The sequence below is a fragment of the Methylophilus sp. genome (assembly GCF_052173275.1).
In the GTDB taxonomy this organism is placed as follows: domain Bacteria; phylum Pseudomonadota; class Gammaproteobacteria; order Burkholderiales; family Methylophilaceae; genus Methylophilus.
This window is the reverse complement of sequence record NZ_JBQMUL010000001.1, coordinates 165,972-191,930: the sequence shown is the minus strand read 5'-3', so window position 1 is coordinate 191,930 and position 25,959 is coordinate 165,972. Positions and strand designations below refer to the sequence as shown.

At 40.6% G+C, this 25,959-nt stretch carries 27 protein-coding genes and 1 tRNA gene; 17 read left to right on the top strand and 11 right to left on the bottom strand.

All coding sequences use genetic code 11. The features are described 5' to 3' along the window. The first annotated feature begins 287 nt into the window (after positions 1–287). From ACTS9Y_RS01160 to ACTS9Y_RS01150, 3 genes are all read left to right on the top strand, one after another. The gene (locus ACTS9Y_RS01160) at positions 288–1,187 is read left to right on the top strand and encodes a hypothetical protein (protein ID WP_442584193.1); all 900 of its coding nucleotides are present in this window, start codon (positions 288–290) and stop codon (positions 1,185–1,187) included. 80 nt (positions 1,188–1,267) lie between these two features. Beyond that, positions 1,268–1,522 carry a hypothetical protein gene (locus tag ACTS9Y_RS01155; RefSeq protein ID WP_442584192.1) on the top strand — a complete coding sequence of 85 codons (255 nt, stop codon included), beginning with the start codon at positions 1,268–1,270 and terminating at the stop codon, positions 1,520–1,522. 123 nt (positions 1,523–1,645) lie between these two features. Beyond that, a complete protein-coding gene (locus ACTS9Y_RS01150; RefSeq protein WP_442584191.1) occupies positions 1,646–1,939 on the top strand; it encodes a hypothetical protein in 294 nt (97 codons plus the stop codon). A 5-nt stretch (positions 1,940–1,944) separates the two neighbouring features. Here the strand turns inward: ACTS9Y_RS01150 and ACTS9Y_RS01145 are convergent, their stop codons facing one another. After that, positions 1,945–2,517: a hypothetical protein gene (locus tag ACTS9Y_RS01145; RefSeq protein ID WP_442584190.1), complete on the bottom strand. Its 573-nt coding sequence runs from the start codon at positions 2,515–2,517 to the stop codon at positions 1,945–1,947. A 107-nt stretch (positions 2,518–2,624) separates the two neighbouring features. Between ACTS9Y_RS01145 and ACTS9Y_RS01140 the strand changes: the two genes are divergently transcribed. Continuing rightward, positions 2,625–3,281, top strand: a complete 657-nt coding sequence (locus ACTS9Y_RS01140) for a nuclease-related domain-containing protein (protein ID WP_442584189.1) — start codon at positions 2,625–2,627, stop codon at positions 3,279–3,281. A 124-nt stretch (positions 3,282–3,405) separates the two neighbouring features. On the opposite strand, the gene ACTS9Y_RS01135 is transcribed toward ACTS9Y_RS01140, so the two are convergent. Continuing rightward, a tRNA-Pro gene (locus ACTS9Y_RS01135) sits at positions 3,406–3,483 on the bottom strand. Between the two features lie 290 nt (positions 3,484–3,773). On the opposite strand from ACTS9Y_RS01135, the gene ACTS9Y_RS01130 reads away from it, so the two are divergent. From ACTS9Y_RS01130 to trfA, 8 genes are all read left to right on the top strand, one after another. Continuing rightward, positions 3,774–4,193, top strand: coding sequence for a hypothetical protein (locus ACTS9Y_RS01130; protein ID WP_442584188.1), 420 nt, complete (start codon positions 3,774–3,776; stop codon positions 4,191–4,193). 71 nt (positions 4,194–4,264) lie between these two features. Further along, on the top strand, positions 4,265–5,335 hold the full coding sequence (locus tag ACTS9Y_RS01125; protein ID WP_442584187.1) for a hypothetical protein: 1,071 nt from the start codon (positions 4,265–4,267) through the stop codon (positions 5,333–5,335). A 314-nt stretch (positions 5,336–5,649) separates the two neighbouring features. Further along, the gene (locus ACTS9Y_RS01120; RefSeq protein WP_442584186.1) at positions 5,650–5,886 is read left to right on the top strand and encodes a hypothetical protein; all 237 of its coding nucleotides are present in this window, start codon (positions 5,650–5,652) and stop codon (positions 5,884–5,886) included. A 240-nt stretch (positions 5,887–6,126) separates the two neighbouring features. After that, positions 6,127–6,786, top strand: a complete 660-nt coding sequence (locus ACTS9Y_RS01115; protein ID WP_442584185.1) for a YkgJ family cysteine cluster protein — start codon at positions 6,127–6,129, stop codon at positions 6,784–6,786. A 1-nt stretch (position 6,787) separates the two neighbouring features. Continuing rightward, complete coding sequence (locus ACTS9Y_RS01110; RefSeq protein WP_442584184.1) at positions 6,788–6,982, top strand: hypothetical protein; 195 nt, start codon at positions 6,788–6,790, stop codon at positions 6,980–6,982. Continuing rightward, a complete protein-coding gene (locus ACTS9Y_RS01105) occupies positions 6,982–8,091 on the top strand; it encodes a tyrosine-type recombinase/integrase (protein ID WP_442584183.1) in 1,110 nt (369 codons plus the stop codon). Before ACTS9Y_RS01110 ends, ACTS9Y_RS01105 begins: the two co-directional genes overlap by 1 nt. Further along, the gene (locus ACTS9Y_RS01100) at positions 8,066–8,947 is read left to right on the top strand and encodes a M48 family metalloprotease (protein ID WP_442584182.1); all 882 of its coding nucleotides are present in this window, start codon (positions 8,066–8,068) and stop codon (positions 8,945–8,947) included. The genes ACTS9Y_RS01105 and ACTS9Y_RS01100 overlap by 26 nt, the downstream gene beginning before the upstream one ends. Before the next feature lie 1,251 nt (positions 8,948–10,198). Continuing rightward, entirely contained in the window at positions 10,199–11,161 is a 963-nt protein-coding gene (gene trfA / locus ACTS9Y_RS01095) for a plasmid replication initiator TrfA (RefSeq protein WP_442584181.1), read from the top strand. A 569-nt stretch (positions 11,162–11,730) separates the two neighbouring features. Here trfA and ACTS9Y_RS01090 read toward each other — a convergent pair. The 7 genes from ACTS9Y_RS01090 to ACTS9Y_RS01060 form a co-directional block, all read right to left on the bottom strand. After that, positions 11,731–12,387, bottom strand: coding sequence for a hypothetical protein (locus tag ACTS9Y_RS01090; protein ID WP_442584180.1), 657 nt, complete (start codon positions 12,385–12,387; stop codon positions 11,731–11,733). Positions 12,388–12,406: 19 nt separating this feature from the next. After that, the gene (gene traA, locus ACTS9Y_RS01085; RefSeq protein WP_442584179.1) at positions 12,407–12,685 is read right to left on the bottom strand and encodes a TraA family conjugative transfer protein; all 279 of its coding nucleotides are present in this window, start codon (positions 12,683–12,685) and stop codon (positions 12,407–12,409) included. A gap of 76 nt (positions 12,686–12,761) precedes the next feature. Continuing rightward, positions 12,762–13,373 (bottom strand): PRTRC system protein A, encoded by a 612-nt coding sequence (locus tag ACTS9Y_RS01080; protein ID WP_442584178.1) that lies wholly within the window; start codon positions 13,371–13,373, stop codon positions 12,762–12,764. Further along, positions 13,370–14,068: a PRTRC system protein B gene (locus ACTS9Y_RS01075; RefSeq protein WP_442584177.1), complete on the bottom strand. Its 699-nt coding sequence runs from the start codon at positions 14,066–14,068 to the stop codon at positions 13,370–13,372. The genes ACTS9Y_RS01080 and ACTS9Y_RS01075 overlap by 4 nt, the downstream gene beginning before the upstream one ends. 67 nt (positions 14,069–14,135) lie before the next feature. Continuing rightward, positions 14,136–15,254, bottom strand: coding sequence for a hypothetical protein (locus tag ACTS9Y_RS01070; protein WP_442584176.1), 1,119 nt, complete (start codon positions 15,252–15,254; stop codon positions 14,136–14,138). Positions 15,255–15,327: 73 nt separating this feature from the next. Continuing rightward, positions 15,328–15,534 (bottom strand): PRTRC system protein C, encoded by a 207-nt coding sequence (locus ACTS9Y_RS01065; RefSeq protein ID WP_442584175.1) that lies wholly within the window; start codon positions 15,532–15,534, stop codon positions 15,328–15,330. Further along, complete coding sequence (locus ACTS9Y_RS01060; RefSeq protein ID WP_442584174.1) at positions 15,534–16,055, bottom strand: hypothetical protein; 522 nt, start codon at positions 16,053–16,055, stop codon at positions 15,534–15,536. The genes ACTS9Y_RS01065 and ACTS9Y_RS01060 overlap by 1 nt, the downstream gene beginning before the upstream one ends. A 146-nt stretch (positions 16,056–16,201) precedes the next feature. Here ACTS9Y_RS01060 and ACTS9Y_RS01055 point away from each other — a divergent pair, with 146 nt between their 5' ends. Beyond that, positions 16,202–17,029, top strand: coding sequence for a PRTRC system ThiF family protein (locus ACTS9Y_RS01055; protein WP_442584173.1), 828 nt, complete (start codon positions 16,202–16,204; stop codon positions 17,027–17,029). A gap of 47 nt (positions 17,030–17,076) precedes the next feature. Next, a complete protein-coding gene (gene yidC, locus ACTS9Y_RS01050) occupies positions 17,077–18,513 on the top strand; it encodes a membrane protein insertase YidC (protein ID WP_442584172.1) in 1,437 nt (478 codons plus the stop codon). Positions 18,514–18,589: 76 nt separating this feature from the next. Here the strand turns inward: yidC and ACTS9Y_RS01045 are convergent, their stop codons facing one another. Then, entirely contained in the window at positions 18,590–19,228 is a 639-nt protein-coding gene (locus ACTS9Y_RS01045; protein WP_442584171.1) for an SOS response-associated peptidase family protein, read from the bottom strand. A gap of 414 nt (positions 19,229–19,642) precedes the next feature. Between ACTS9Y_RS01045 and ACTS9Y_RS01040 the strand changes: the two genes are divergently transcribed. Together ACTS9Y_RS01040 and ACTS9Y_RS01035 are read left to right on the top strand one after the other, a co-directional pair. Then, a complete protein-coding gene (locus ACTS9Y_RS01040; RefSeq protein WP_442584170.1) occupies positions 19,643–21,214 on the top strand; it encodes a hypothetical protein in 1,572 nt (523 codons plus the stop codon). A gap of 154 nt (positions 21,215–21,368) precedes the next feature. Then, positions 21,369–22,649, top strand: a complete 1,281-nt coding sequence (locus tag ACTS9Y_RS01035; protein ID WP_442584169.1) for a Y-family DNA polymerase — start codon at positions 21,369–21,371, stop codon at positions 22,647–22,649. A 302-nt stretch (positions 22,650–22,951) separates the two neighbouring features. Here the strand turns inward: ACTS9Y_RS01035 and ACTS9Y_RS01030 are convergent, their stop codons facing one another. Then, positions 22,952–23,755, bottom strand: a complete 804-nt coding sequence (locus ACTS9Y_RS01030; RefSeq protein WP_442584168.1) for a hypothetical protein — start codon at positions 23,753–23,755, stop codon at positions 22,952–22,954. 103 nt (positions 23,756–23,858) lie between these two features. On the opposite strand from ACTS9Y_RS01030, the gene ACTS9Y_RS01025 reads away from it, so the two are divergent. Beyond that, a complete protein-coding gene (locus ACTS9Y_RS01025; protein ID WP_442584167.1) occupies positions 23,859–25,955 on the top strand; it encodes a helicase C-terminal domain-containing protein in 2,097 nt (698 codons plus the stop codon). The last annotated feature ends 4 nt before the right edge of the window (positions 25,956–25,959 follow it).

Sequence of the window (25,959 nt, the reverse complement as noted above, 5' to 3'; positions counted from 1 at the left end):
ACAGGGAATGAATTTTCCCCGTTGAATAATTCACTCCCTTCATGTTTTAAGGGAGTAAATTATGTTCATAGTCTTAGACTCACTTGGTCGTTATTGGGATGGTTCTGGTTTCCAGTCCGTTTCAGCTAATGTCCATCGTTTTTCATCCTTCCGATTAGCTTCAACATTTGCTGGTGCCTGCAAAGGTTCCGTGGAATTGTTTTAATTAATCACTCAACTTTTCTTTACCCATTTGGGATTTAACTCCCATTGGGAGTTTTGTCCCTTCATTTTTTGGAGACAAAATTATGCAAAGTTCTATTATTTCTCACAAATCTCGCGGACCTTGGGGCCAGTCATCCTGGCGTGGTAATGCTTCTGGGCACGTTTATGTAGATTTATTCAATCAATATAAACCTCAATCTTTCGTTGACCCTTGCTGCGGTTCAAATACCGCACTTGACGTAGCTAAAGAAATGAAGATACCTTTCGCTGTAGGTTTAGATTTACACTCTGGTTTTAATGGGCTTAAGGATTCAATTCTTGAGCGTGTTGGCCGTCAAGTAGAGATGTGCTTTAGCCATTTGCCCTACCACGATGTCGTAAAATATAGCGGCAATGTTTGGGGTAATGAAGCTCATCCTGATGATTTATCTCAATGTTCATCCCCAGAAGACTTTAACGAAAAAGCTATGGTCTTCATGCTCAATCAACGCGAGGCAACTTTACCTGGATTTTGGTACGGTACTTTGCTCGGTGATCAGCGCAAGGCGGGTCGATATTATGCATACACTTCCGAATTGATTTCGCGTATGCCTAGTAATGAACTAGCTTCTGTCATTATCAAAGCACAACACAATTGTGTCTCTGATAGTCGTCAGTATGCAAATATGAAACACCCTCGTATCATGCATGAGTACATTGTTCTTTGGCAAAAACCAAGGTCAATTACCTCATACCTGGGTGATTTGGCATTCATGGCAAGAGAAGCATCAAATAGACTCACATCAATTTGGCGTGCTGTTGTTAAAAGTGCATTGATTTCTCTTGGTGGTAAATCTAATTTGGCCGATTTATACAATCGTGTCGAAAAAGACTCCCCAGAAAATCTTAAGACCAATAAAAATTGGCAAGCTAAGATCAGACAGGTACTTCAGTCCTACAGTGATTTTTCAAATGTGGACCGGGGAATCTGGCAATTAGCGTAATTTTATTTTGTATTAACCCCTGACGGGCATCTTTATCCCGTTTCGGGATGGTGCTCGTTTCTTTTTTTGGAGCATCATTTATGAAAAAAATTAATATCTTTAAATTACACGGCCAAGAAGTTCTCTGGGCCTTGTCTCAAACAGTAGATGGCGCAGCTTATGCCAAGATTTACATGCTTATCCTTGCTATTCAGTCTCGCACTGATCATTCTTTCAAGACTAAAGCTTTGAATCTGTTTATGAAGACTTTGGACGTATTCGCAATTAGATTGCATATTGCTGATCAACTGGGCTATGAGATTAGTGTTCCTGATTTTTGGTGCGCTTATGCTTAATAGCTTTTAATCTATTATCGATTTTTTGATGACTCATTAATCACCTTTTACCGTTTATTTATCCTTGGGGATCTCATAACCCCTCGGGTTCATGATTTCTCCAATCCCTTCATGGAGACAATTATGAATATCCTAGACCAATCCACTTCAGAAACAGGTCTTCAATGCCAAGCTCATGGTAAAACAGATTTTTCTGGTACACCTGGTTTACCGCAGCCGGTATCTGAAGGTCAGTTCACTTTTGAATGTGTGTTTTATTACGCGGCAAGTGTCAGTGTTCAAGCTGATAATGCTTTTGAAGCCATTGAAAAGGCAAGAGCGATGAACATCGAGGTTACTATACATAGCCCTGATGATCCTGAAGCCTCAATTTTCTATGACGAAGGCATTAAGCCCCAGGCTCATCTGGTAGCGTAGTTTCATTAATTAGGGGAGTCCATACGATCCCCTTCTTTTTGACCTTGTTCACTTACCAACTTCCATCCGATTTTCTGACCAGTCGTAGCCAAATAGAGCGACAAACCAGCTTCATCAGTCAACCCGTTAAAAACAACAGCCGTTGGTGTGCGCTTCTTCAATGCTTCAATCATTGCCTTTTCATCGGCAGCATCCGTAAATTTGCGACCCAAAGAGTAAATGTCTTTGCCATCGACAAATGTTACTTTCTTCCCGCGCAGCAACTTTTTATAGTCCTTCATCAGCAGCCATTCATCCAGTAACTTACCGATAATATCTTCACCATCGATATCAAGCGGCTCTGGACTCCAATCAACAATTTCCTTACCCATTGCAGCGCCAATTTCATTTAACTGCTTAACGCATGACTGCGGGTAGATTTTCATACATCCACCGTGCCCATCATCTTCCGCGTCACCAATTTTCTTGCCATCCAGATAAATCGCAGCTACAAAGCAATTGGTCTCTTCGCTCATGCGCTCCGAATGCTCGATTTTCTTTAATTGAACATTGCGTCCGATTTGGTCTACTACTGCCATAAAACCTCCTAAGTGAATGTATTTAGATAATACAAAATTCACTTATCAATTTCGCCAAATGGAAATTGTGGTACCTTCTACTAAAACACGGCCATAAACAACACAACATGAATCAGAACTTAATTGCAGACGTATTATTTAAATCCATCTACATTTATATTCAGCAGTTTTGGTGGCTACTTGCCCTGATAGGTATCTCATTTTTCATCAAGACAGCTTTTTTTAAGGGCTTGATGGGCGAACAGGTAGTTAGGTACATATCACGTACAAGGCTCGAAAAAGAGAATTACCTTGCAGTTCATAATGTCACCCTTGAAACAGGGGAGGGCACTACACAGATAGATCACATTTACATATCGCAATATGGCCTATTTGTAGTCGAGACTAAGAATTTTTCAGGTTGGATATTTGGCTCAGAAAGAAGTGCTACCTGGACACAGCAGATCTACAAGAATCGATACAAATTTCAGAACCCACTCCGGCAGAATTACAAGCACCTCAAAGCCATTGAGTCTGCATTGGACATCGATATCAACAATATCCACTCTGTAATCGTATTTCTGGGCGGTGCTACTTTCAAAACACCCATGCCTGATAATGTTAGGTACGCCTCAGATTACGCTGATTACATCAAATCATTTACTGATGAATTTTTTACACATAACCAGGTGATCGAGATCCACAAACAGTTACTCACGAAACGACTCAGGCCTAGCTATTCCACGCATAAACGGCATGTGAATAATCTTAAAAATCGAACATAGACTTTTATCTATTTTAGGTTGATCACGTTGAGCGCATGACGCCACTCTCGCTATGCTTCAATATCTACAGTTGGTAAATTTACCTTTCGGTAAATTCGCTTTCTCTCAACGGATCAAAACTAACTGGTCCTCGAAGTAGGAATTGAACCTACGACCCCTTGCTCCCAAAGCAAGTGCGCTACCCTGGCTGCGCTATTCGAGGTGTAAAAGGGTAAAAAAAAACCCGTCAAACGTGACGGGCTTTTCTATGCAAAACGTATCAGGTTCACATGACAAAAGACCGCCACCCATCCAAAGATGGTGCTGTAAAGCGCGGGTAAGAAACTGTGAACAACGTTTTCAAAATCATATTCCTAAAAAAAGAAATGCCACTTGCGTTTAAATTTGTGCGCACTATAAACTAATTAATCGAAACTTACAAATATTTTTATTTGTTGGTATTTTTATTGCTATCAGTGAGTTTGTTCCTAAAATAAACAAGGTGATCGCCAAATGAAAAGCACTGTCAGACTTTCAAACACACTTCTCCAGCTTCTGCACTTCGCAAAAAATAATGACTTCGCTGACTGGAGACAGTTACAAATATTGTTGGCACCTTTGTACAACTTTGAACTCCAGCACTTTCACGTTCTAAAAATTACCTTCAAAGCATTTGCTGAAGCCCTACAGCACGACGAAAACTTCTGCATGGGTTTGCCTGACACTCTGTTCCAGGAACTGCTATTGAGTCCTATTCATGGAACCACAAGTATTGAATTTACTGGACCACAGACTATCGAGAAGCAATACTCGGTAGAAGAGTTTTACCACAGCCAGCTCAGATACATCATCAACTGCTTACACATCTCAGTCATTGACGGGAGTGATCAGTATCAAGCTTTCAAGCACGCATCTCTCATAGAGGCTGTATAAGCAAGAGAAATTTAACAGCTATTTAAAATTCTCTTTATTAGTTCCTGCAAACTTCAAATTCAAAATACACCATGCAAAGAAACTACATTAGAAATTTACAAACTACCCGCGCACTCAGGAAGTCTCATTTCAAACCCAAAGCACATAACAATTTATTTACCAAACCTGATAAGGAAACTAAGCGTCTTGCTATCTGGAACCTATCTGCCCTGATTTCTAGTCTGCTCATCGATAAAATTCAGCCCCTTAATTCATTAAGCTATTGGATGTTTATGTTGGTCATCTTATTTACCGCATTCACCTTGACCCACTACTTTATAGACTTTACCGTTTACGTTAACGAGTATGCAGATAAAGATAGACTGTATTTAGTCCGGGCCACCCCAAAATTAATAATCACTTTTGCTACATTTATAATTCTACTGATACGCACATTACAAAACGAATCAGATAATCCTAGTGTATCAAGTCTTATAAATTTTCACTTTGACCCAATAATCAATCCAGGATTAATTACATTCATTTTTGTTTCCGCTTTGTTTTTAAATGTATGGATACTAATCGCTCAGAAGGCCTTGACCACATTTGATAAAATCAGTAATAAACTAAAATTTTCTGTCTATACCTTACTTGCTTTATCAGTGATTATCTTCTTTACTTTCTGTAATAACCCCTCAAAGTTTTTATCCCCATTACCTCAAATCAATAACTTCGTAATTAGATTCAATGCTCAATCAATTAACAATCCAATAACCAACAGCATTAATCAATCAAAATTTACTTGGTATAAGTCAAAGAACGACAACTATTTACTAATCGTTAACAACACTAATGTCTCTGCGGTAGTGATTGACAATCATGCCATACAAAAATTAAACGCATTTATCGACCATCTGCTTAATAATCAAGATGCACAAAATCAGTTTAAACAAGAAGTAACTAACAATATTTCTTTTCAAAATTGCACATCATCTAGCGTAACAAATCAACATACAACCCTTACTGAATCAATAAGCTGCATCATGTTAAATGAACTTTTCTCTAACCTAAAAACCTCTGAAACCAGAAGTATTTCATATCGTGAATTAACGAATTTAAATCTGCCGATATCTTTAACTGGATACTTTAAACAAATCAATTAAGTAAATTATTTAGAAAACAATTAACTCCATCCTACAATTTATTTTAACCATTCTCTAAAAATCTTACTTCCTGAAGACTATATTCTACAGCTTGCAAAACTAATTGAAATTTAGCCCAAAATGAGACTGACACTCTCGGCTTTTGGCATGTCGATTGCATAACTCCTGTATCAATTTAAGGTGATGTTATGCAAGACGCAAACGAATTAAAGGCCATCATTAATACCTTCCATTAAGAATAACTAGATAAATTTCATGTTCATAAAGAGCTTTGATCATCTACAACCAACTTATAGCTAAGTATAGGAAATTGAGTGAATAAACTAACTAAAGTACAGCAGAAGGTCTTGTCGCACCTAGATCATGGTTGGACGACCGAACCCGGTTGTGGAATGTCCATTCATATTAATGGTCAGCGAATTTGTAACCTAGACACCCTTAAATCACTGCAAAAAAAAGGACTTGTTGAGCAAATTCAAAATCCGAATGGAATAAAGCTGGTCGGTCAATGGAAAGCCGTTGATGTACAAACAAAAAAATGTAGAAACTAATTTGCAGCTAGTTAGTGATTAGAGTTTTAATAACTTTCTGAATTACTCCTAAATTAGCTTAAAAACGACATTACATTAATAATGTCGTTTTCTATATACAGCCTTATCTTTCTGGCTATATAATCATTTTAGTTCCGCACTTTGTTACTGATTTACTTCCAGACCTTAATTTGGAACAGATGTTGCTCATGTTCAGTCACTTCCGCAAAAATTGCATCTCTAAAAGATAGAATAGCTCTCATGACACAGATCCAAACTCCAGCTCCATGCCTTGACGAAATCCAAGTCAAACAACAAGAAACAATGCAGCATGCAAATAATGTGCTTCATGTTATTCAAATGCAGCACGGCCAGTTCTTTGACCAGCTTCCACTCAAGATGAACGCCATAGTTACTCAAAATGCCAGCGTCCGCACTAAACGCAATCATATTCGCATTCTGGCGCTTGATATCAATGAGAAAGTAAGCTCACAGACGGCATGCAGAAAGCAATGCAGTCATTGCTGCCACATACCAGTTTTGCTCAGTAGCCATGAGGCTGAAACTATCAGCCAAAAGACCGGCATCCAGATGAATGCTACTCCAGAAGTTTCATTCACACCTGAAGAGCATTTCCGACAGAATAAGGTTGAGAAATACCTGGAAACACGTCCACAAGTGGGACCTTGTACATTCCTTGCCAAAGATGGCGGATGCTCCATATACGAAAACAGGCCTTTGATGTGCATTACCCATCACAGCCTTGATAAAACTGACTTCTTTTGTCGAACTGATTTGGACCCGGATCTAACTACTGTTCCCAGTATCAATACCCACTTTATTCACGAACATTACGCGGGACTTGATCTAAATTTTAAAATTGCAGATATCAGGCAATTCTTTCCTAGCACCCAGGTTTAGTATGACTTCAGAAAATAACACAGCAGCTGAGACAGTTTCTTGGGATATGGTTGATGGTGCCACTGGATACCAAATCACATTTGGCGTAACCCAAATTGAAGATCCACTTAAACAGCTGCAAGAAATTAGTAAGTACCCTACCCGGCAGGATAATACCCGCCCCTACTACCGCCTTTTTTCTAAAAGCAAATATTAATGTCCGTGCCGGCTCTAATGTCCAATCTACGGCCAGAATTAAAACCTGGCTATGATGCTGCCCTTGATCAGCGTGAAAAGTTTCTGAATAAGTACAAAAACTCAAAATCTACACACGAAAACTTTGCGCGAGAAACTAATAGATACCTCTTCTGGCTGTATTTTGTGCATGGCGTTGATATAACCCTTCAAACGCAGGATGAAATCACGTCATACATCGACTTTCTGATGAATCCTCCGGACAAATACGTTGGCATAAAGCGCCCACTGACGCATGAGGATTGGAAACCTTTAAACGGTCCTCTACGTGAATCAAGCCTCAAGTTGGTTAAAAGCTCTCTTAATGCGTTCATGGTCTACCTGATAGGCAAACGGTTTATCAAATTCAATCCCGTGATTGGCCTCGCCAAAATCCAAGTTGAGGAAACAGATGTAGATACAGAAATTGAAAAAACACGCGAGAGGTATCTTACCCTTGAGGTATTCACCAAGTCATTGGCCGCAGTAAAAATACTCCATGAACGGTTAGAAGTTGATTCTGACAAAAGGATGTACTTTGCCAGAAACCGATTTATTCTCTGTTTCTATTATCTGACTATGGTTCGGATATCTGAGTTTGCAAAGATCAACTCAAACCACATTGTCATCATTGATAAGGCCACTAACGACTGGGGCGTAAAGGTGCTAGGCAAGGGGCGTAAAATGCGCGAGATACCTTTGCACCCTACTCTAGTTAAAGAAATCGAGCTGTACCACGACATGCCTATCGAAGCGTTTTCAAAAGGCGAACCTCAACCCTTGCTTAAACCCCTCATAGGTCAAGGCAACCTCGAATCAAAGTCACTTTCAGCCATAGTGAAAACCATGTTTACTGAAATTGCTGATTATTTCAAGATGGAATTAAATGATGAAGAGACTGAAGATGCTGTCAGGCATGCATCTTCACACTGGCTACGCCATACTGGTGGCTCCCACCTTCTTCTAAATGGTGCTGATTTAGTCGTTGTGCGCGATATCCTTGGGCATGCATCAGTAGTTACAACAAATACATACCTTCATACAGACAGCAAGAAAGTAATTAAAAATGCAATTGGAAAACTCTCAATCTGATCAATCCGCCGCTGAACTTAATTCAAGCCAAAACAACCCTAAATGGACTTCAGAAAAGATAAACCTCCCTGGGTGGATAACTTTAGCCATCTATTTGATAGTAGGTACTCTTGCACTGATGCCTGGTCTATTTCCGTCTAAAACCTTTATACCAACGGCAGCGCAAGTAAAGAAATGCACAGAAACCGTTCGCTTTGATAGGAATAATATTCCAGAAAAGCAGAGAATAATTCAAACCTGGTGTTCTGTTGTAGCTTCAGAAAAAAAGATTCCGAATATCCACCTAATTCCAGCTGCATCAATAAAAGACCCCACACAAGCCGCAATAAAGAAAGAAACTTCTAAGCCGGCATATTTAGAATTAGATGAAAATGCACTAACAGTTAATCCTGCGGTATTGCTTTTTACTCTGGCACATGAGTATCAACACGTAAACCAAAGACACGATACATATAGATGCATTTTTACAGCCATGCTTTGGATCAGTGTTGTCTTTTCGATTGTTCAGCTAATGGTCTTTAAGCATGCAACTAAATCAAATCGTATTGCAGCTATCTTCCTATTGCCTGTATTTACTTATTTAGCATGTTTCTACAGTTTCTCTGAACATGAATCCCAGGCCGATGCCCAAGCTTTCATACAGCTACAAGATATGAATGCAGATCCGGCTAATGCAGCTAAACTTTTTATAGCCTACACGAATGACTTTAATGTAGACCCAAACCCTCCTAACCCAATTAATTTTTTATGTTTGTTTGAGTTTGAGGGTATTAAATTTACAGCTACATTCTATAACTGTAACCCCCATCCTTCCAGGGAACAGCGTGAGACAAAGCTTAGAAAGAAGTTTATGTGAAATTTAATTACTGGGTGAATAGCGTATTAACTGGTATTTAGCGCGATCGCTACTATTCAATTAAATTCATTGAATAAATGAATCAATCTATATTTGGTGCATTTTCCCGATATTTAACTAACGTATTTCCAGGTATTTATGTGATATCACCATATCTGTACGCTCACGGTTCATCGGGTATATTTACCCAATTGCTTCTAAGCAATTAAAATTGATAAATCCAATTAAATTAATATGTTATATAACAAACTTAAAGTTATATTTCCGAGCCGCAAAGTTTGCATTTGTAACAACATATTTACAGCCTACCTGCCAGGCAAAACTACTTAGTCAGCAATTGACCACCATAACCCTGAAACCCACGTATGATCTGGTATTCCAGCTAATCGGTATCGTATGAACTGGTATAAATTTGACTAAATTATTATCGTATTATCGGGTATTTCCCAATTAATCAATTCTATCGACTGTCGCACTGAGTCATTCAGATATCATTAATTGAGCATAGATGCCGGTAGCATCTATATAAATCAATAACTTACTGATTCTCAGTATCGTATTAACAGGTATTTATCAGTTTACTTTGCTTGAATTCAATATAAATGAAACCATAGTATTATCGGGTATAAATTCTATGCGTATCATCTGGTATATATTCAATTATTCAGTGGTTTACAATTAATACTTAATATTCTCAGTTAACATTTGTTCATGAGTTAAATTTTTGGTGGATTAGACTAACGTATAAACAGGTATCGCTTGACCTGGGCAAAATTGAAGAATATAAATTGATGAGAAGGCAAATTTACAAACTAATTGACTCACGTATTTGCAGGTATTTCGTATCGTTGAATCAAGTATCACTCGTATGATCAGGTACAAATTTACAGGATTATTAGGTATTTTTCCTCGTATGATCAGGTATTGCTGGATTGCTCTAACTTATTGAATTTAATAGGGTAAAACTACTTATCAACATGGCTGTAGTCTTTTATAGTTATTTTTTATAGAAAAAAGAGAATTTAAATAAACTACTAAATACCAGGTAATACGTTATCCATGAATCCAATCTTGTTTACTTTTAACCTAGAATTCAATTTCCAAATTCAAACTGAGCGAAAACCACAAAAAAGACATATACCTAATAATACGATATAAGAATTGCATATATACCTGATAATACGATAGTACCCACTTGACGCACTGTTTTTTGACTTTACTATTAGCTGAAATCGAACAAGGGAGGGTCAGATGTCAGATAGTGAAGCAAAGTTAAATTCAGATCAAAAAACTGAATTTAAACCTGACAGTTTGTTTGCTGGAGAAGCAACTAAGCAATTGGCAAAAAGTGCAATGCATAGATCCCAAACTAAAGCAGCTGTGAAATTTCATGTATTAGAAAATCAAATGCCACTATGGGGCCATTCGACTTATGGTATCCCTAGATCGATTGTTCGCTCTAGCCTCTTCGGTACGAACTCCCTGATTAATATTGTAGCCGATGATCTCGAAAACCCGGCCAAAGTAAATAGCTTCCGGGTAAATAGAACTATCGAATCGCTTTCTAATTACACGATCACCTACTCGGGTTTTGACTTAAACCAAGAAGTTTTGGACTTCTACCTTGAAATAATCGACATCCACTCTAAACAGCAGGTAGATATGAGCGATGCAGACGCATGCGCGCAGTTCACAGGATACGAGCTATTCAAAAAACTAAACCCAGGTGCCACGTATACCACTGGCGGTGAGTCATATAACCGAATCAGATTGTATTTGCAGCTTCTCCAGGCTGGAAAAATCAATATTGAATGCTACGATGCATCAAAAACAAAGACTGCCGGCTTTCAAGGCTCTCTAATTCGTAAATTTGAATATGCGACAGACTCAACTACTGGTAAGTCACATTTTTTGGTTTATTTTGAAAAAGAAATTATCAATCTATTCCAGGATGGTACCGTTGAAATCTTTAAAGAGCATCGTGAAAAGCTCGGTAAGAAACAGTTGGCTAAGTGGTTGCTAAACTTCTACGCCAGTCACAGTACCAACAAAGCAGTTGTTTATGATATAAAAACTATCAGGGCACTATCAGGCAGCAATATCCAATCTGATGCAAAGTTTAAGCAGCAGCTGAAGAAAGCTATTGAAGCTCTCGGTGAAGTTGGCTTGAAAAACTGCCCATCCATTGTTGGACACCAACTAAAAGTTTTATAAACCTAAATACCTAATCCTACGATAGAAAATGGCCGCATTTGCGGCCATTGTTCCTAAGTCTTATGAATATAAATCGAATAATTTACACCATCATTATTATATTTACTTTGGCTTACTTCCTCTTTTTTAACGAAAAAACTGCTTTACCTTCGCTCTTTATTCAAATTGGACCAGGTAGTATTTAAAACATCGAGTTTAGTTTATTTTTACTTAATACCAATAAAGCCTCTACTTATTTTGCTTCAGCTGGAAACCTTGCAAGGGTTAACCGTTTATTATCAAAGTAAATCTCTCTACCACCTTTATCGACCAAGTAATAATCACCAGACCTTGCCGATATCTTCATGATCCCATGCAATTCGCACGCTTCAGAGTCGCAACCTTTCAGCCTAACTTCTGCGTACTGTCCCGACCAGAAAAGGCCTTTAATTTTCTGCATGTTGAATATCGCTATCAAAACTATTACCAGGACAGCCACATTGAGTCGAAATATTGCCTTCTTGTTCATTATTACCGTTCTCTGTAGAAGCACGCCAAAGCCATTAAAATGAATCTGAATAATAACTCATTTAATTCAATAAAAATGAAGCGACTTTTCTACCAGCTACACCAATCAATGCTGCCCGTGAGCGGCTGTGCTTGCCGCTGAAAATCGGCTTCCACGATGGTGTATTGTTCTCGACCGTAATTGAATCAATATTGCCTTGCTGGTCTATTTCGTAATAAACACGTTCTGCATCTGCAAAATTCAGACCCAGTAGCTTCAGTTGATTTTCAGCAAAGTTGATCAAATGCTCGGCGCAATTTGTCACTGAACAGCTGTCATTTTGCTTTGATTCAATAAACGCCAGGTACAGTTTGTTTTTGTCTACACAACCTTTAATCACAATACCAGTCTCTTGGCCGTAATCAATTTCGCTCACCGCCTTTATACCCTTCGCTTGAAACTCAGCTGCCGATCCCACAGCTACGCGCATATCCAAGACAGTATTTAAATCAGCCATAGCCAATACTCCATTGTTGAATTGAATTGTTTTTATCACTCCGCCGTCCTGCTCTTTGATTGCAACCCTGTAGTCATCCAACGTATCAGGTAATTCGCTATCAGCAGTTGCGGCAACCAGTTTTTTAATCATAGCAAACGCAAGTGGTGCGTTAGCCAATTGGCATTCAGGCACATCCAGCCAGCCTTCAAACATTTCTCGCTGCACAATATAATCAAACATAGAAATTTATAATCAACGCCTAAACAGTGAATGAAGAGAAGTCAGTCAGCACTGCCGGGCCGTAGCTCATAATCAATGCAGCTGCCACTGAAATAATTACCGCAAAAATATTTTGCCTGACAATTCCATAGGCCACGCCAGCCACCATTGCTTCGCCTGCTATTAACTTGCCCAATGTCCCACTACTCCAAGCCTGCAACATGTCTGCGATTGCAGTGAAATCACTACTACCCGTTGTTGCAAAGGCACTTCCACTAAAACCTAATGCTGATAAAACGACTAACTTCTTATTGCTCATACCACTTCCCTAAAATATCGAACATTGATTTTTATGACTGATTATTTTCGAGAGAGTAAAAGCAATTCCCAGGCCATTATGTATAGCTCGCATCCATCTCGGTGTAGGTTCCAAATACGCAGAAACGACCTCTCAAGCTGTTCATCGCCTTTTCAGAGTCCAGACCCATGACAAAGCTGCACTTCACGCCTGTTTTGTCGTCGTCATTGTCCAGCTCAGAGTAAAAAGCGATTGAGTTCGGATGGCTGTGGATGTCACCAATGCACTGCCAGCCATCTTCAATATCCACACGGCCATAGCTGATTTCATCCCCTGTCGCTTTCAGAACGACACCAGGCACCAGGCAAATTTGATTTGTTTCACGATTCCAGTGGATATAAGCAAAAGCTTCATTCGGAAATGAAGCCTTTGCCTGCTCATGAAATTGAGTGAACATTTCACGCGGAAACTTTTTAAATCGAAGATCGATTTTTTCTTCAATAGATCCGTAAGGCACGCTAGCGCTGATATTGCCAACGCGCTTAATCACTTCCAACCAATTACCTACGAATTGAATAAACACGCCATTCTTAGCTACCACAACGCGCTGACCGCTGTTCTCAATGGGTGGCAGCTCCCCAATGACGGGCGCATTTACCAACCCCATATTCATTAAGGCCAGTGCGTTAAGGTTTATGCTTTTATTCATTGTTTTCTCAATTCCTCTGCTAATAGTTTTAGACTTCCGGCCTTGCTCTCGTACAAGGTATCCTCTGGGAAAACCTCACCGCTCTTTGACTGGTCAACCCAGAACCCCACCCACGACTTCTTCGAGCGGATTAGCTTGTCGTTTGAGTGGTGGGTAAAGTAGCTGTCGAAGAACATCTTTTCCCAAGCCGCGAAGCTAGTAGAACCTGTCTCATCTGGCAATACAACATTGCCTGTACACAGCCTGCCAAAAGCATCGATGTTGTAATATGGCGCATTGAATAATTCCGTATCTGCTGTGGGCTTTTCGTCACCCTTCACTGCAAACACCCTCAAGCCATTTCCGCACAATGTAAACACCAAGCTAGGGTGATGCACTTTTAAAGCAAACTCGCCTTCGCTGTTCTTGATGAACATATTGCCGATACCGGCTTTGCGCCACCAAAACCGCACGTTAGGCGATGAGTAAATCAGCTTGTCAGACACAAATCCCTCAGACATGCTCTTTCCCATTCTCACCAAGACGTTTTCGAGATCCAGCAGGTTCATAGGTGTACCTGCTCCAATCATCATTTTTTCTTTTACAAGGTGAACAGGGTGTGTACTCGCATAAATCGTGTTCTGCCCTTCGTAAATGAGCATTGCGCTTTTTAGCACCAGCCTGTCTTTACTTTCCATTTGATTGTTGAATCCCATAAATTTTCTCGTTACTTAATTTTCTGTAGTTTATCGAATAGCCATGCCATTCCCGCCGATACGGTAATCAGTTCCAGCTGTCCTTCTGAAGTGAATTGTTTAGAACGTCAGCAAACCATGCACGCTTTTCCTGCAAGAATTTAAGTTTCCTCACCATGTCGTCAACGTCAGTTTTACTAATGCCATCTAACATCCAGCCAAACGAAACTGCGTTTTCATCAATGCCCACTTCATACAGCGACTGCATGTGCTGGTCGTAGAGGTGGTCAAAGACGCTATTCTCAACTGCGTAAATGGCTATTTCTCCATAGCCGAAACCATTTTCGCCATCCTCTTCTACACATGACCTGTATTGCTCTGCAAACTGCTCAATGCCAAAAGTCACTTCAGTAAGCACCAACAGCATTGCTTCCACTAATTCTTTATATTTCCCAAACAGATTCAGCTTGCCTCTCATTTCTTGCACAAAGGCGACCTTCTCACGGTCATCGATATGGAATGCTGTGAAGTTACCGCCCAATCCATCAATGGCTTCTTGCGTCTTGATGACATTCATATGCATAAGCTCTTCTTCATCGCCATCCATCTCTTCCAAGATTTCCTCGGCAAACTGTTCATACGTGTCGCAAAATCTCCAGTCGCGGGTTGTCACATGATGCCAGGCGTTAAATGGTGTCCATCCACGATATAGGATGCCAACGGCTGTACATACCAAGCGACTGAAACATTCACCCAGTCCAGCCTCTTGCTCATTCAGATACTTTATCGCGGCCTCGATGCTATATGCGCCTAATTCATAGTGAAATGCCTCAACGACAACCTTAACCTTGTCTCTTTTGCCCTTTTGGTAAGACCTGACCTCTTCCATGTTGATAGTGACTTCATCCAAATTCAGCCCAGAAAATAGAGAATTGAATGTAGTCTCAATCACATCACTCAGATTATCGCCAGCATCCAAGTCTGCTTGTGTTAGCAGGCCACGTTCCTCAAGGTGTTCGCAGATTTCAAGGCTTTTGATCAGACTGCCTTCATAATCGATGACAGCTGGAATATCCGCTGACAAGTGAGGCAGAATCAGGGGCGCATGGGCAATTCCGTCATTGGCACTGACATGCGGGAGTTCCCGCGAAAACGTACTGGATGACCCTTCCCACGATTCACCAAATCCCTGATTAGACTCGAACATACTTTCACCTCACTATTAGCAATTGCCAGACTTAACTCACCCTCTTTTTTGAACCTGTCAAAATTGAGTGCCATTAGCCTTTAACCCCTACAGACTTTTCAAAAGTAAACACCAACTCAGTACCAATGTGCTGTGACCCGCCCACAACAGCATTAAGAAGTTCTGGGTACAGCGCAGCGTAATGAAGGCGCACGTCATCTGGAGACATTTCTGGGTCAATGTCCACCAGCTTTGCTCCTGCATACATAAAGCTTCTTGTTAAAAATGTTGCTGTAACCATTACCCACCTACTCTCTCTGCTTCTGCGTCTGTTTCCGTTGATGTTTCGGCTGGTGCCACAACTTGAGGTACTGCTGGAGTCTCTGGCTGCGATTCCTCTAATGCCCCAAACAAAGACATATTAGGTGCGGCTGCATCAGGCTTTTTAGTTTCAGAAGTCGTTTCCTGCTTACCCTCCGCAGCTGGCTTGCCTTTCCCTGCTTTAACAAGCGGCTTGTTCTTTTCCTGTTCGAGCTTCTTACGTGCTTCAGCTGCTACACGCATTTCATCCAGTGAAGCATTCAGGTCGGTGCTAATCACTTCACGCTGCCCCATGAACTCTTTAATTTTTTCAGGGATCGCCGCGTCCATTTCGCTTGCCAGACCACTGAAAATTAGTGGTGGAAACAAAGCTGCTTCCGCTTTCTCTGGCTTACGCGCTGTAATTGCAACCTTGATTTCGCCCTCGTTTGCTCCGGGCATGAGTGCCAACTGAACCATCCCTGATTCTTGTACATAACCTAATAAAGCTGAAAGTAACATTTCGTTTTCTCCTTGTTCAACGTAATGCTAGTTTACAAAATTGCACCCTCTTTCCCGCCGAATGGAATCACCCGCTACCCCACTCCCCAATCGGCAAATATCACCCTTCAAAAATGTATATTGGATGCTGAAAGGGAAAATTAACGATGAAATTTCACACACCTAATGCTTGGCTTAAAGAGCCTTTGAAAATCCACCTAGTAGGTGCTGGCGGCAATGGGAGCCATATGCTTGATGGCCTCGTAACATTAAATTTTGCTTTAAAGAAACTAGGCCATGCCGGATTGCATGTCACTGTTTATGATGGCGATGAAGTCTCTGAAGCTAATATCGCGCGTAGCCAGTTCTATTCGCACGATGTAGGCCATAACAAAGCTATCTTATTGGTCAATCGTATAAACAACTTCCATAACTTAGATTGGGATGCTGTCCCTACCAATTTCAGCCATACAACCCGTTTCTATCTTAAAAATTCCAACCTCGTTATTTCTTGTGTTGACTCAGTGAAGTCACGCCGCGAGATTCATGATGTACTGGCATATCTCCATAGAAATGGAGATAAAGATAACTACTGGCTTGATATGGGTAATGCCGAAAACTATGGTCAAGTCATCTTCGGACAGTTCCGACCACCTAAAGAGCGCGAACCTAGCGATAGCCTTCGCCTTAAAACTGTGACCGACCTATACCCAGACATGCTCGATGAGTCTAAAGACCCTGTAGATGTTGATACACCATCCTGCTCAGTCATGGAAAGTCTTCATAAGCAGGGTCTTTTTATCAACAAGCTGGTGGCAACCAATGCCTTATACCTGCTCAGTTCAATATTTACTGAAGGCGGGCTGGATTCACACCACGGTATGTTTATTAATGCAAAGTCAGGCATTACCTCTCCCCTCCGAATTGACCCTGATGCATGGCGCAGGATGGCCGGTAAACCGCCTGTCAAAAATAAGAAACAGTTAGCTGCGTAATTCGGTACACAAATTGCTATCTGGCTTACAAACTACTAAGGGAAACCATGCTTAAAAAATTGATTGCACCAATTTTAATGATGCTTGCTGTAAATGCAGCCTGTGCGGGAGATACAGTAAAGATTGAGACACCGCTTTATGTATCAAACATAGATACATCTACCGGGCAAATTGTGAATGTCACCCTGAAGAAATATTCAGACGACAATACAGACGGAAAACAATACGAGGTCATCAGTAAAGACGGCCTAAAACTCACTGGCAAGTATTTCACGCCATCTGAAGACATCCCGCAGACATTTACCCACTATGAAAAGCATTTGTCCGGCAATAAAGCTTACCTGGTGTTGGCCAACTCGCCCTATTATCCAACGCTAAAGCGCAAATATGTCTTCGATAACGATAACTATGAGATAACTGTCACTGATACGCTGGTGAATAACACGGCCAAAAGTATCGATGTTGCATATCACTTGTCTCTGTCCACGCCTTCAGAACCAAAAGATGCACCTTTGATTTCTTCATATAAGGGGTTTATGTATGTCGATCAGTATGAGAAAACGCATAAGCACCGTGAACCGGCTGTAATCAAGTCACCTTTATTCGGTATACCAAACCCGCAAATGGTTGCCTACTCAGACCGATTCTTCTCCACTGCCGTGGGCACAACATCAAAAACTAAACATCTCCAGTCTATCGAGCGCGCTGAACGAATTGAGCTGGTTATAGCCACGGATATTCAAACCATTGCCCGTAGTAAATCATTTTCAAATACCACGACCGTTTACGCTGGTCCCATTACCCCTCGTTATATCAACAAGGTTGCCGATATCCCTCACTTGGACGCTGTATTGGATTATGGATTCCTTACCACTATTTCCAATGCCTTTTTCAATGCTCTCTCGTTCATCAACCAGTACATCCCGAACTACGGATTCGCCATCATTGCAATGACTGTGCTGTTTAGGCTTGTTTTATACCCACTGACGCTGAAGGTAGAGCGTTCAAATCGCAAATTGAAAGAATTGCGCCCTGAGATTGACCAAATCAAATCCGAATATAATGAACTCCAAGCGCCCGTCCTCATTAAGTCGCTACTCCAGGAACACAAAGTAAATCCTCTGGTGTCTTTGTTTATCCCTATGCTACAGCTTCCAATTTTCTTATCGATTCTCTGGATGCTGGTATCTAACTCCGAATTAAGGGATTCTTCCTGGATACTCTGGATTAAAGACTTGTCCAGCTCAGATCCATATTTTGTGTTGCCGTTAGTATTTGGCCTGCTTATATTCATTCAGACCCGCATCAATGCCAAAATGAATGCCCATAAGCCAACTGAAGACTACATCAAGTTTGCTTTAAACTTTATGCCGATCCCGATGTTTTTGATTTTTACAATGCTGCCAGCTGGTATCGTTCTATACGCTATCACGAACACGGCCATCACAATGGGAACGCGTGCGGTCGCAAATCAGAATTTATAGCTAACTTACAATCTATCTAAACACAAAGACCCTGATGTCCGGGGCTTTTCATTCGTACAATCAGGTATTCATGCAATCAAATGCCTTCTGCCTCTAAATATCCGACATCGGTTAATTTGATCAACTCGCGCGCACGGTCGTTGCTCGCCGTCAGCCAGTCTTGCATTTCATTGTTATCCAGTACCACTATTGTTCTTTTATCTTTACCCGGCTTGTGGAAAAGGCTTAAAAATGGGTGATCAGTGCAATCCTGAGTAAGCATGCTGAAGCTTTTTTTCACCAGCCCGGTTTTCACCTGGGTGTAGCTCTCCCAGATGCATCCAATGGCTACAGGTTGGCCGTCAGTTCTTTTAATTCTTGCCCACACTGGCTTTGCACCCTCATATTCGTATAAAGGCTCATAGAACGCCTCTGCCAATGCGATGGCGTACCTCCTTGCTTTCCATGCACTCCTGAAACTGCTCAGTGTCGCAACCGTTTCGCTCTTTGCGTTATAGGTGCTTTCAAAGAATCTTTTTTTATCTTCAGCCCAGTGAGGCTCCAGTCCAAATTGGGCAAGCTCACACCTAGTCTTATCATCATCCAAAAATACAATCGGACCCACGCCCCCATGGAAGATATGGTTTTTGTACTCTTCACCTGGTAATTCCAGATTGAAGTTTTCTTTCACCCAACCAGCATTATTTTTCGACAAAGGTTGATAGTTGCTGCACATCAGAAATTCCCCAATTTGTCAGTATAAAAAATAGTCAAATTTTCACAAGCTTAGTTCTAGCCTTGTAAATCAACAAAATATTTTCTAAGAAATTTATAGATAGTATGTTTTTCCACAATATTTAGCAGACTTATCCACAGAAAATGTGGATTGAAAAATCAAGGTCACTGAAAAAAGTCATTTCATGACAATTCTTGCGTAACCTTCAAGTAGTAGTTAATGCAAATGGGCGCAAGGGCACTAATTATGGGTGCAATTTATCCCAACTACATTCCTAATTTCCCTGCCAGAACACATGGAATGAAAGTTGCTGAATGCTTTATAAGCGCTTAAGTCTCTCGCATTTCTCATTCGGATTTTTAAGAGATGCTTTGTGCCATACTCAATCTTAACAAACTTGGATACATTAATTAAATGCGCGAAAGCAAACTAAATAATCAACTGGATCACGAAACTAACGTAGTCGATGAAGGGCCATTCTTCAGGATTGAGGACATTTTTGACAAAGCTATTACCGGCATTCTCTCTGAATCATTCTCTAACTATGTAGAAGAAAGAAACACAGGAGTTTTAGCGAAATCCCCCAACGATGCTAATCTAAAGTTTCTTTTCGTTAAAAGACTTAGGGACGAAATACTCCCGAATAAATACAACGGAGTGTTGCAAAGAGAAAAGAAAATTCTATCACTAATCAATAAAATACCGCCCCTGAGTCATTACAAAAAACAGAAAACCATTACTATAAAAGCTGTAGAGCATTTATTAAAAACGATACCAGCTACAGCATGGGAGATTTCCCAAGACTTCCTAAAAAATGATTACGTTTCACGTATAAATACCATTGAAAGAATTTTTCGTTCCGATAGTATTGTCGGCAATCTATTGCCTGCTGTTTTCGCTAATATTTACTTAAGTGGAGACCGGTCTAGTAAAGTATTTTTTAACACCCTTTTAAGTTCTCAATCACTAACACCAGGCCTCCTAACATCAAAGATTATTGGTTCAAATGAAAACGTTGTTTCATCTGTACTTTGTTTAGCTGTAATGGTTGTGACAGTATCATCATGTTTTTCTCTTCTTGGCCTTAATTATGATGATCCTGAGCCTATTAGTAGTTTGCTTGCAGAGTTTATTGAAAATGAGCCAGAGTTATTTGATGAGATTATTAACACTCTAAATGAGAAAAATATCTTCTCTGATCTCAAAGACTTTCATGCATTCAGAGTCAGGTTGCAAAATCTAAATGCATTGCCATCATTCCTTAAAAGACCGTACATAACTGATCTGAATGCACATCATGAAGATAAAGAGCGTATTTTATTTGGTGGATTCAGCGATACAGCTGCGACTAAAGATGAAGAATTAGAAAAAAGAAACAAAATAAATTCAATTAACAATAAAAATAACAAGTCACAACAAGAAACTATTCATAGACTCAAGCAAGATGTTGCCAGGCTTACTAATGAATTGAAAAACTCAAAGCCTGAAGCAAATCAGAATTCATGCAAAAGCGACCCTTTGCAGAACGAAAACCGAGAACTCAAAAATCAAATTCAAAGGTTAAATGAAGAGTTGGCCGTTCATCGAAAGGAAATCTTAAGTCTAAAAGATTTCACTCAGCTCATTCTAAATAGTGAAAATGAAAACGAGCTTGAAACACAAGCAGCAGAGGGTCCAAAGGTATTCATTAGTGACATTCAGAAACATGTAGCCTTCGTTGGTGGGCACGAAAACCTGCACATGAAACTAAGAAAGAGCTTCCCAAAAGCCCTATACCTCAATCCAGATAAGCTTAATTTTACTAATGATGCATTTGAAAACATAAAATATTGCTTATATTTCACTGAATACTGCAATCACTCTCTGTTTGAAAAGGTTTCCGTGGAAATAAAGAAACGAGGCATTAAATCTACATTCTGCCCATACAATAACGTTGACAAGGTGTTTGATTCACTGAATACCCTGGTGCAATTCAAATTAAATTAGCATGACCGAATTTATAATGCTGCCATGTAAGGCAAAGGTGCTCAAGGCTACGCAATTAATCTAACAAAAACACTTGTAAAAGCCTGCAATTAGCATTTGCAATCACGTCTGTTAGGATAATAATCCAACCTCGATTACTTTGCTAATTCAACAAATGCTACCTGATCAGCTAATCCATTGTGATATAAATAATGCTTATTACAACATGGAAAAGTTGTTCAATCCCAAGCTAGACGGCAAGGCAGTAATCATAGTCTCTGGTATTAGGGGCTGCGTAGTAGCAAGGTCTCCACTGGCAAAGGCCATTGGAATAAGTATGGGCGACCCTGTATTCAAGGTCAAAGAGCTTTTCAAAGATCAAGAGATAATAATAATTAATGCCAACCTCGAACTGTATGGCTCGCTTTCAAATAGATTCAAAAACATCATACGGAATTTCAGCCCAAGCATAGAAGACTACAGTATCGATGAGGTATTCATCTCTATGGCCGGGTTTAACCGTTTAGATCTCACTGCGTATGCACAGGAAATCAAATCCACGATCAATCGAGGCTTAAACTTTCCAATCTCACTAGGTATCGCCCCTACAAAAACACTCTGCAAACTGGGTACCCTCTACGCCAAGAAAAATCCAGAATCAAATGGCGTTTGCAATTTAAACACCATGCCCCCACGCCAACTCAAGGCCTTTTACAAGCAAACACCTGTCGATGATATATGGGGAGTTGGCAAAAGGCTTACACCGCAGCTAAATGCGTTAGGCATCCATACTGTTTACGACCTAAAACAATCTAACCCAGAATTAATGCGCAAAAGATTCAGCGTGCTGATGGCGAAAACCGTAAGTGAGCTAAACGGCATTCCATGCATCCAATTAGAAGAGGTCTCACAACCAAAAAAGCAAATATTACGATCACGCACTTTTGAGCGACAGGTGAAAACGCTCAATGAAGTCAGCCAGGCTATATCTGTACACACATCCAGAGCAGCTGAGAAGTTACGCCAACAAAATTCAACTGCCGGCTTAATTACCGTATTCATTTCTACAAGCAGATTCAGGCCTAACGAAAACCAGTACAGCAATAGCTATACAGTTCCAATCCCATCTCAAACAGATAACACGTTAACTCTTGTGCGACTTGCAATCTATGCCCTGAAGCAAATATTCCGAGATGGATATAACTATTCGAGATCCGGCATATTATTCAGTGAGCTGGTGCCAGCTTCTCAATGCCAACATGATTTATTCACTCAAACCATACCAGACGCTAAATCAGATTCGTTGATGAAAACCATTGATGATATAAACAAGAAAATGGGTAAGAATACAATCAGGGTTGCAAGTGCCGGGTTTGACCATACCTGGCTACCAGACACTGCGCTCACCAGCCCCTGTTACACAACCAGATGGGAAGATTTACTGGCCGTGGACTAATAAAAAAAGTGGACTCATCACAAGTCCACTCCTATCTTGCAGAAAACACTGCGATCAACTTGATACAGCGTGCTGTCTTTCCTTTACTACGCGCTCGTTATGGTCCTCAGAACCTTTCAAGTGCTTACCGTCATCGTTATACTTGATCACGAATAAGGCCACCATCAAAGCCAGTACGATCCATATCATTTTTTTATACGGCTCTTCCGATGAGCTATTTCTTTCTCTCACTATCTCACTCACATTAGCCCGTTCAGTTTGATAGTAAGAGCCGGTTGGTTTATAACTGCCTCCCGAAAACGTTACTCTTCGCTTGCCGCTTCTACTTCTGCTTCTTTTGTCTGACATTTGCTCACCTTAAGTAATCTAGCTTCAATTTCTTTTTTGATTCGTCCTTTTTCCTTAATGCCAGGCGCGAGAATTTCAAACTTCACGGCACCCTCTGCATTAACTTCAAGAACCTTAATTTTTCTGGGTTTAGATCCTGTGTCTCCATACCCATCGAATACTTCACCGGGCTTCATGCCCAATGTCTTAATCGTGTCTAAATTGCACTGCCTGTTTAGCTCCTTCGTGACCAACTCATTCACATGATTGAACTCACTAAGCTGTAGTGCAATGCAGCACTGCCTGGCACTCGGTTTTTCAGTCCAGTGATAACCCGCCTTATGAGAACTGAAAACACGGCCAAATCCGTTTGAAATCATTGCGTCAATCCTGTCGCCATCAGCCGACTTAATCACCAGGAATGCCACAGTGCCACGACCGCTACCTTTCAAGCTTTCAATTAGCTCACTACGACGTTTAATTGCCCCCAACCCAGTACCACTCTCAAACATGCCAATCACTTGCCATACAGCTGTATTTTCGTCATTTGCAAAGCCAATCACGCACGATGTTTTAATTTCCCGCTGATCAGTCCCGGCTGCCAGACCATTAACAATAAATTCGGCATACCGATAGAAGTGGTCCTTTTCTTGCACATCAACTCCAGAATCAATGCATAGCTGGCGCATTTTCATATAGCGCAAGCCACTAGTGACTCTGTTTCCATAAACAGAGAGACCAGCGAGATCTACTTCTTTGTTAATGAGTGCGATATCCATAATCAGATTCTACAAAATTGATATTCAATTTTCGCCAAATGGAATTACTGCGTTGAACAGTCCATTCGGCAAAACAGCCTTACCAAACAGGTAAAATTACTAAATGGAAAACAAGACTAAACAACCCTGCCCTATAAAAGCAAGAATCGGGCTAATATATGGCTCTTTAGCCAAACTGAATCCAAACTTTAAAGATCGCCCACAGCAGAAGAAAGTGATCGGTGCAATTGCCCATGTTATGTCGCTAGAAGAAAGGGCTTCGGCTTGTATTGAGGCTGGTACTGGGACTGGTAAAACGTATGCTGCATTATTAGGTGCAGTCCCTTTCGCGCTTGAGGCCGGAAAAAAGGTACTGATTGCAACTGCAACTACTGCCCTTCAGGATCAACTGATAAACAAAGACTTGCCAGCTTTTCAGGTCGCATTTGATAAGCCTATTACTTTCATGAATATGAAAGGTCGTAGCAGGTATACCTGCCCAAAAAGGCTCTATTCAATGTGCGCTGGTGAGACTTCTAGCGATGAAAATCCCCAGGATGATGTACTCGGTAGACCATCATTCAAATTTAAGCCTACACCTGAAGATACCAAAGCCATTGAGCATATGGCTGAATACTTAAATGAGTCTCAGTGGGATGGTGATAGGGATACGCTATCTATACCTGTTTCAAACAATGCCTGGCAAGCTGTAACCACTGATTCAAACTCTTGTACCCGTAAGAAGTGTCAGCACTACAAAACGTGCCCCTATTACGTCAAGAAACGCCAGATTGAAGAAACAGACATAATCGTGACTAATCAGGACTTTCTTTTATCGGATATGAGTATGGGCGGTGGCATTATTCTTCCTGCCTATCCTGAACTTTGTGTTCTGATCGATGAGGCCCATAACTTTAGCGATAAGGCAGTTGCCGCCAGTGCTACTTCTTACACAATCAAGCTTCACGCCAATCTATTGGGTAAGGCTGAGCCATTGCTTAACAAGCTCAAGTCATCTGTGATTACTTTTCAGTTTGATACTGATGGATTAATTGAATTAGGCCTAGCTCTTTCTGATCATGTAAACCATTCATACTCATATTTCGATTCTCTGCACAAGCAATTCGCCAAAGAAGGTGAAGAGTTTCTTATGCTAAAGGTTGCTGATGAGCATGTCTCGCCTTTATTTGAAAATATCCGCACGCTTGCAAGTGACTTAAACAAAAAGCTTGGAGATCTATTGGAGCGATTTAATGATTTCGTCAAAGAACGTGAATTGCAAACTGATGTAACAGATAAGCTTGTTTCAGACCTATCCAATTACATTTCATACGTTGGTACCACATTAAAAACATTCACAGTGATATCTGAGCCAGATCCTGAAGATAAACCTCCATTTGCCCGGTGGCTGGAGAAAAACAGTCGTGGTAATGATCTGATAATCAACACTTCAGCAATCGATGCCAGTGAATTTATACGGGATGCCCTTCTTGATGTTGCATACAAGACAATCTTCTTATCTGCTACTGTTACGGATGTCTCAGGGTTCGATAGTTTTATCCAATCTACAAAATTGGACTCGCAGCGCTATTTCACCCTCAAGGTTGATTCCCCCTTTGATTTCTCAAAATCTCAGATTGTCATTCCAAATATTAAAAGTGATGTAAATGACACTAAGAATCATGCAAAAGATGTCGCCCAGGTCATCAATTCTGAGCCGCTGGAGCCTTCAACGGGTTCGCTGTATATATTTACCAGCAAAAGTAAATTAAATGCTGTTACAGCGCTTCTCAGTCCTGAAGTCCTTAAGCATGCAATTATCCAGGATGGCTCACTAAGCAAAGGTTTAATGATCGATAATCACAAGAAAGCTGTGGATGCTGGCCGCCATAGCATTATCTTTGGACTAACCTCATTTTCTGAGGGGGTAGATCTACCTTTGAAATATTGTGAGCATGTTTTGCTCGACAAACTCCCATTTAGTCCAGTGCGTGATCCATTACTGATTACTAAGACTGAATACTATGAACGTATAGGTCGAGATCCCTTTTCAGAAATTTCAATCCCTGAAGCGTTCAGAAAACTTACCCAGATTGTAGGCCGTTTAATCCGGACCGAAGAAGATGTTGGTAAGGTTACTATCTGCGACCCGAGGGCTAAGTCAAAGTCCTACGCTAAGAAAATGATCCAAGCACTTCCGCCATTTACTATCATTCAATAGTTCA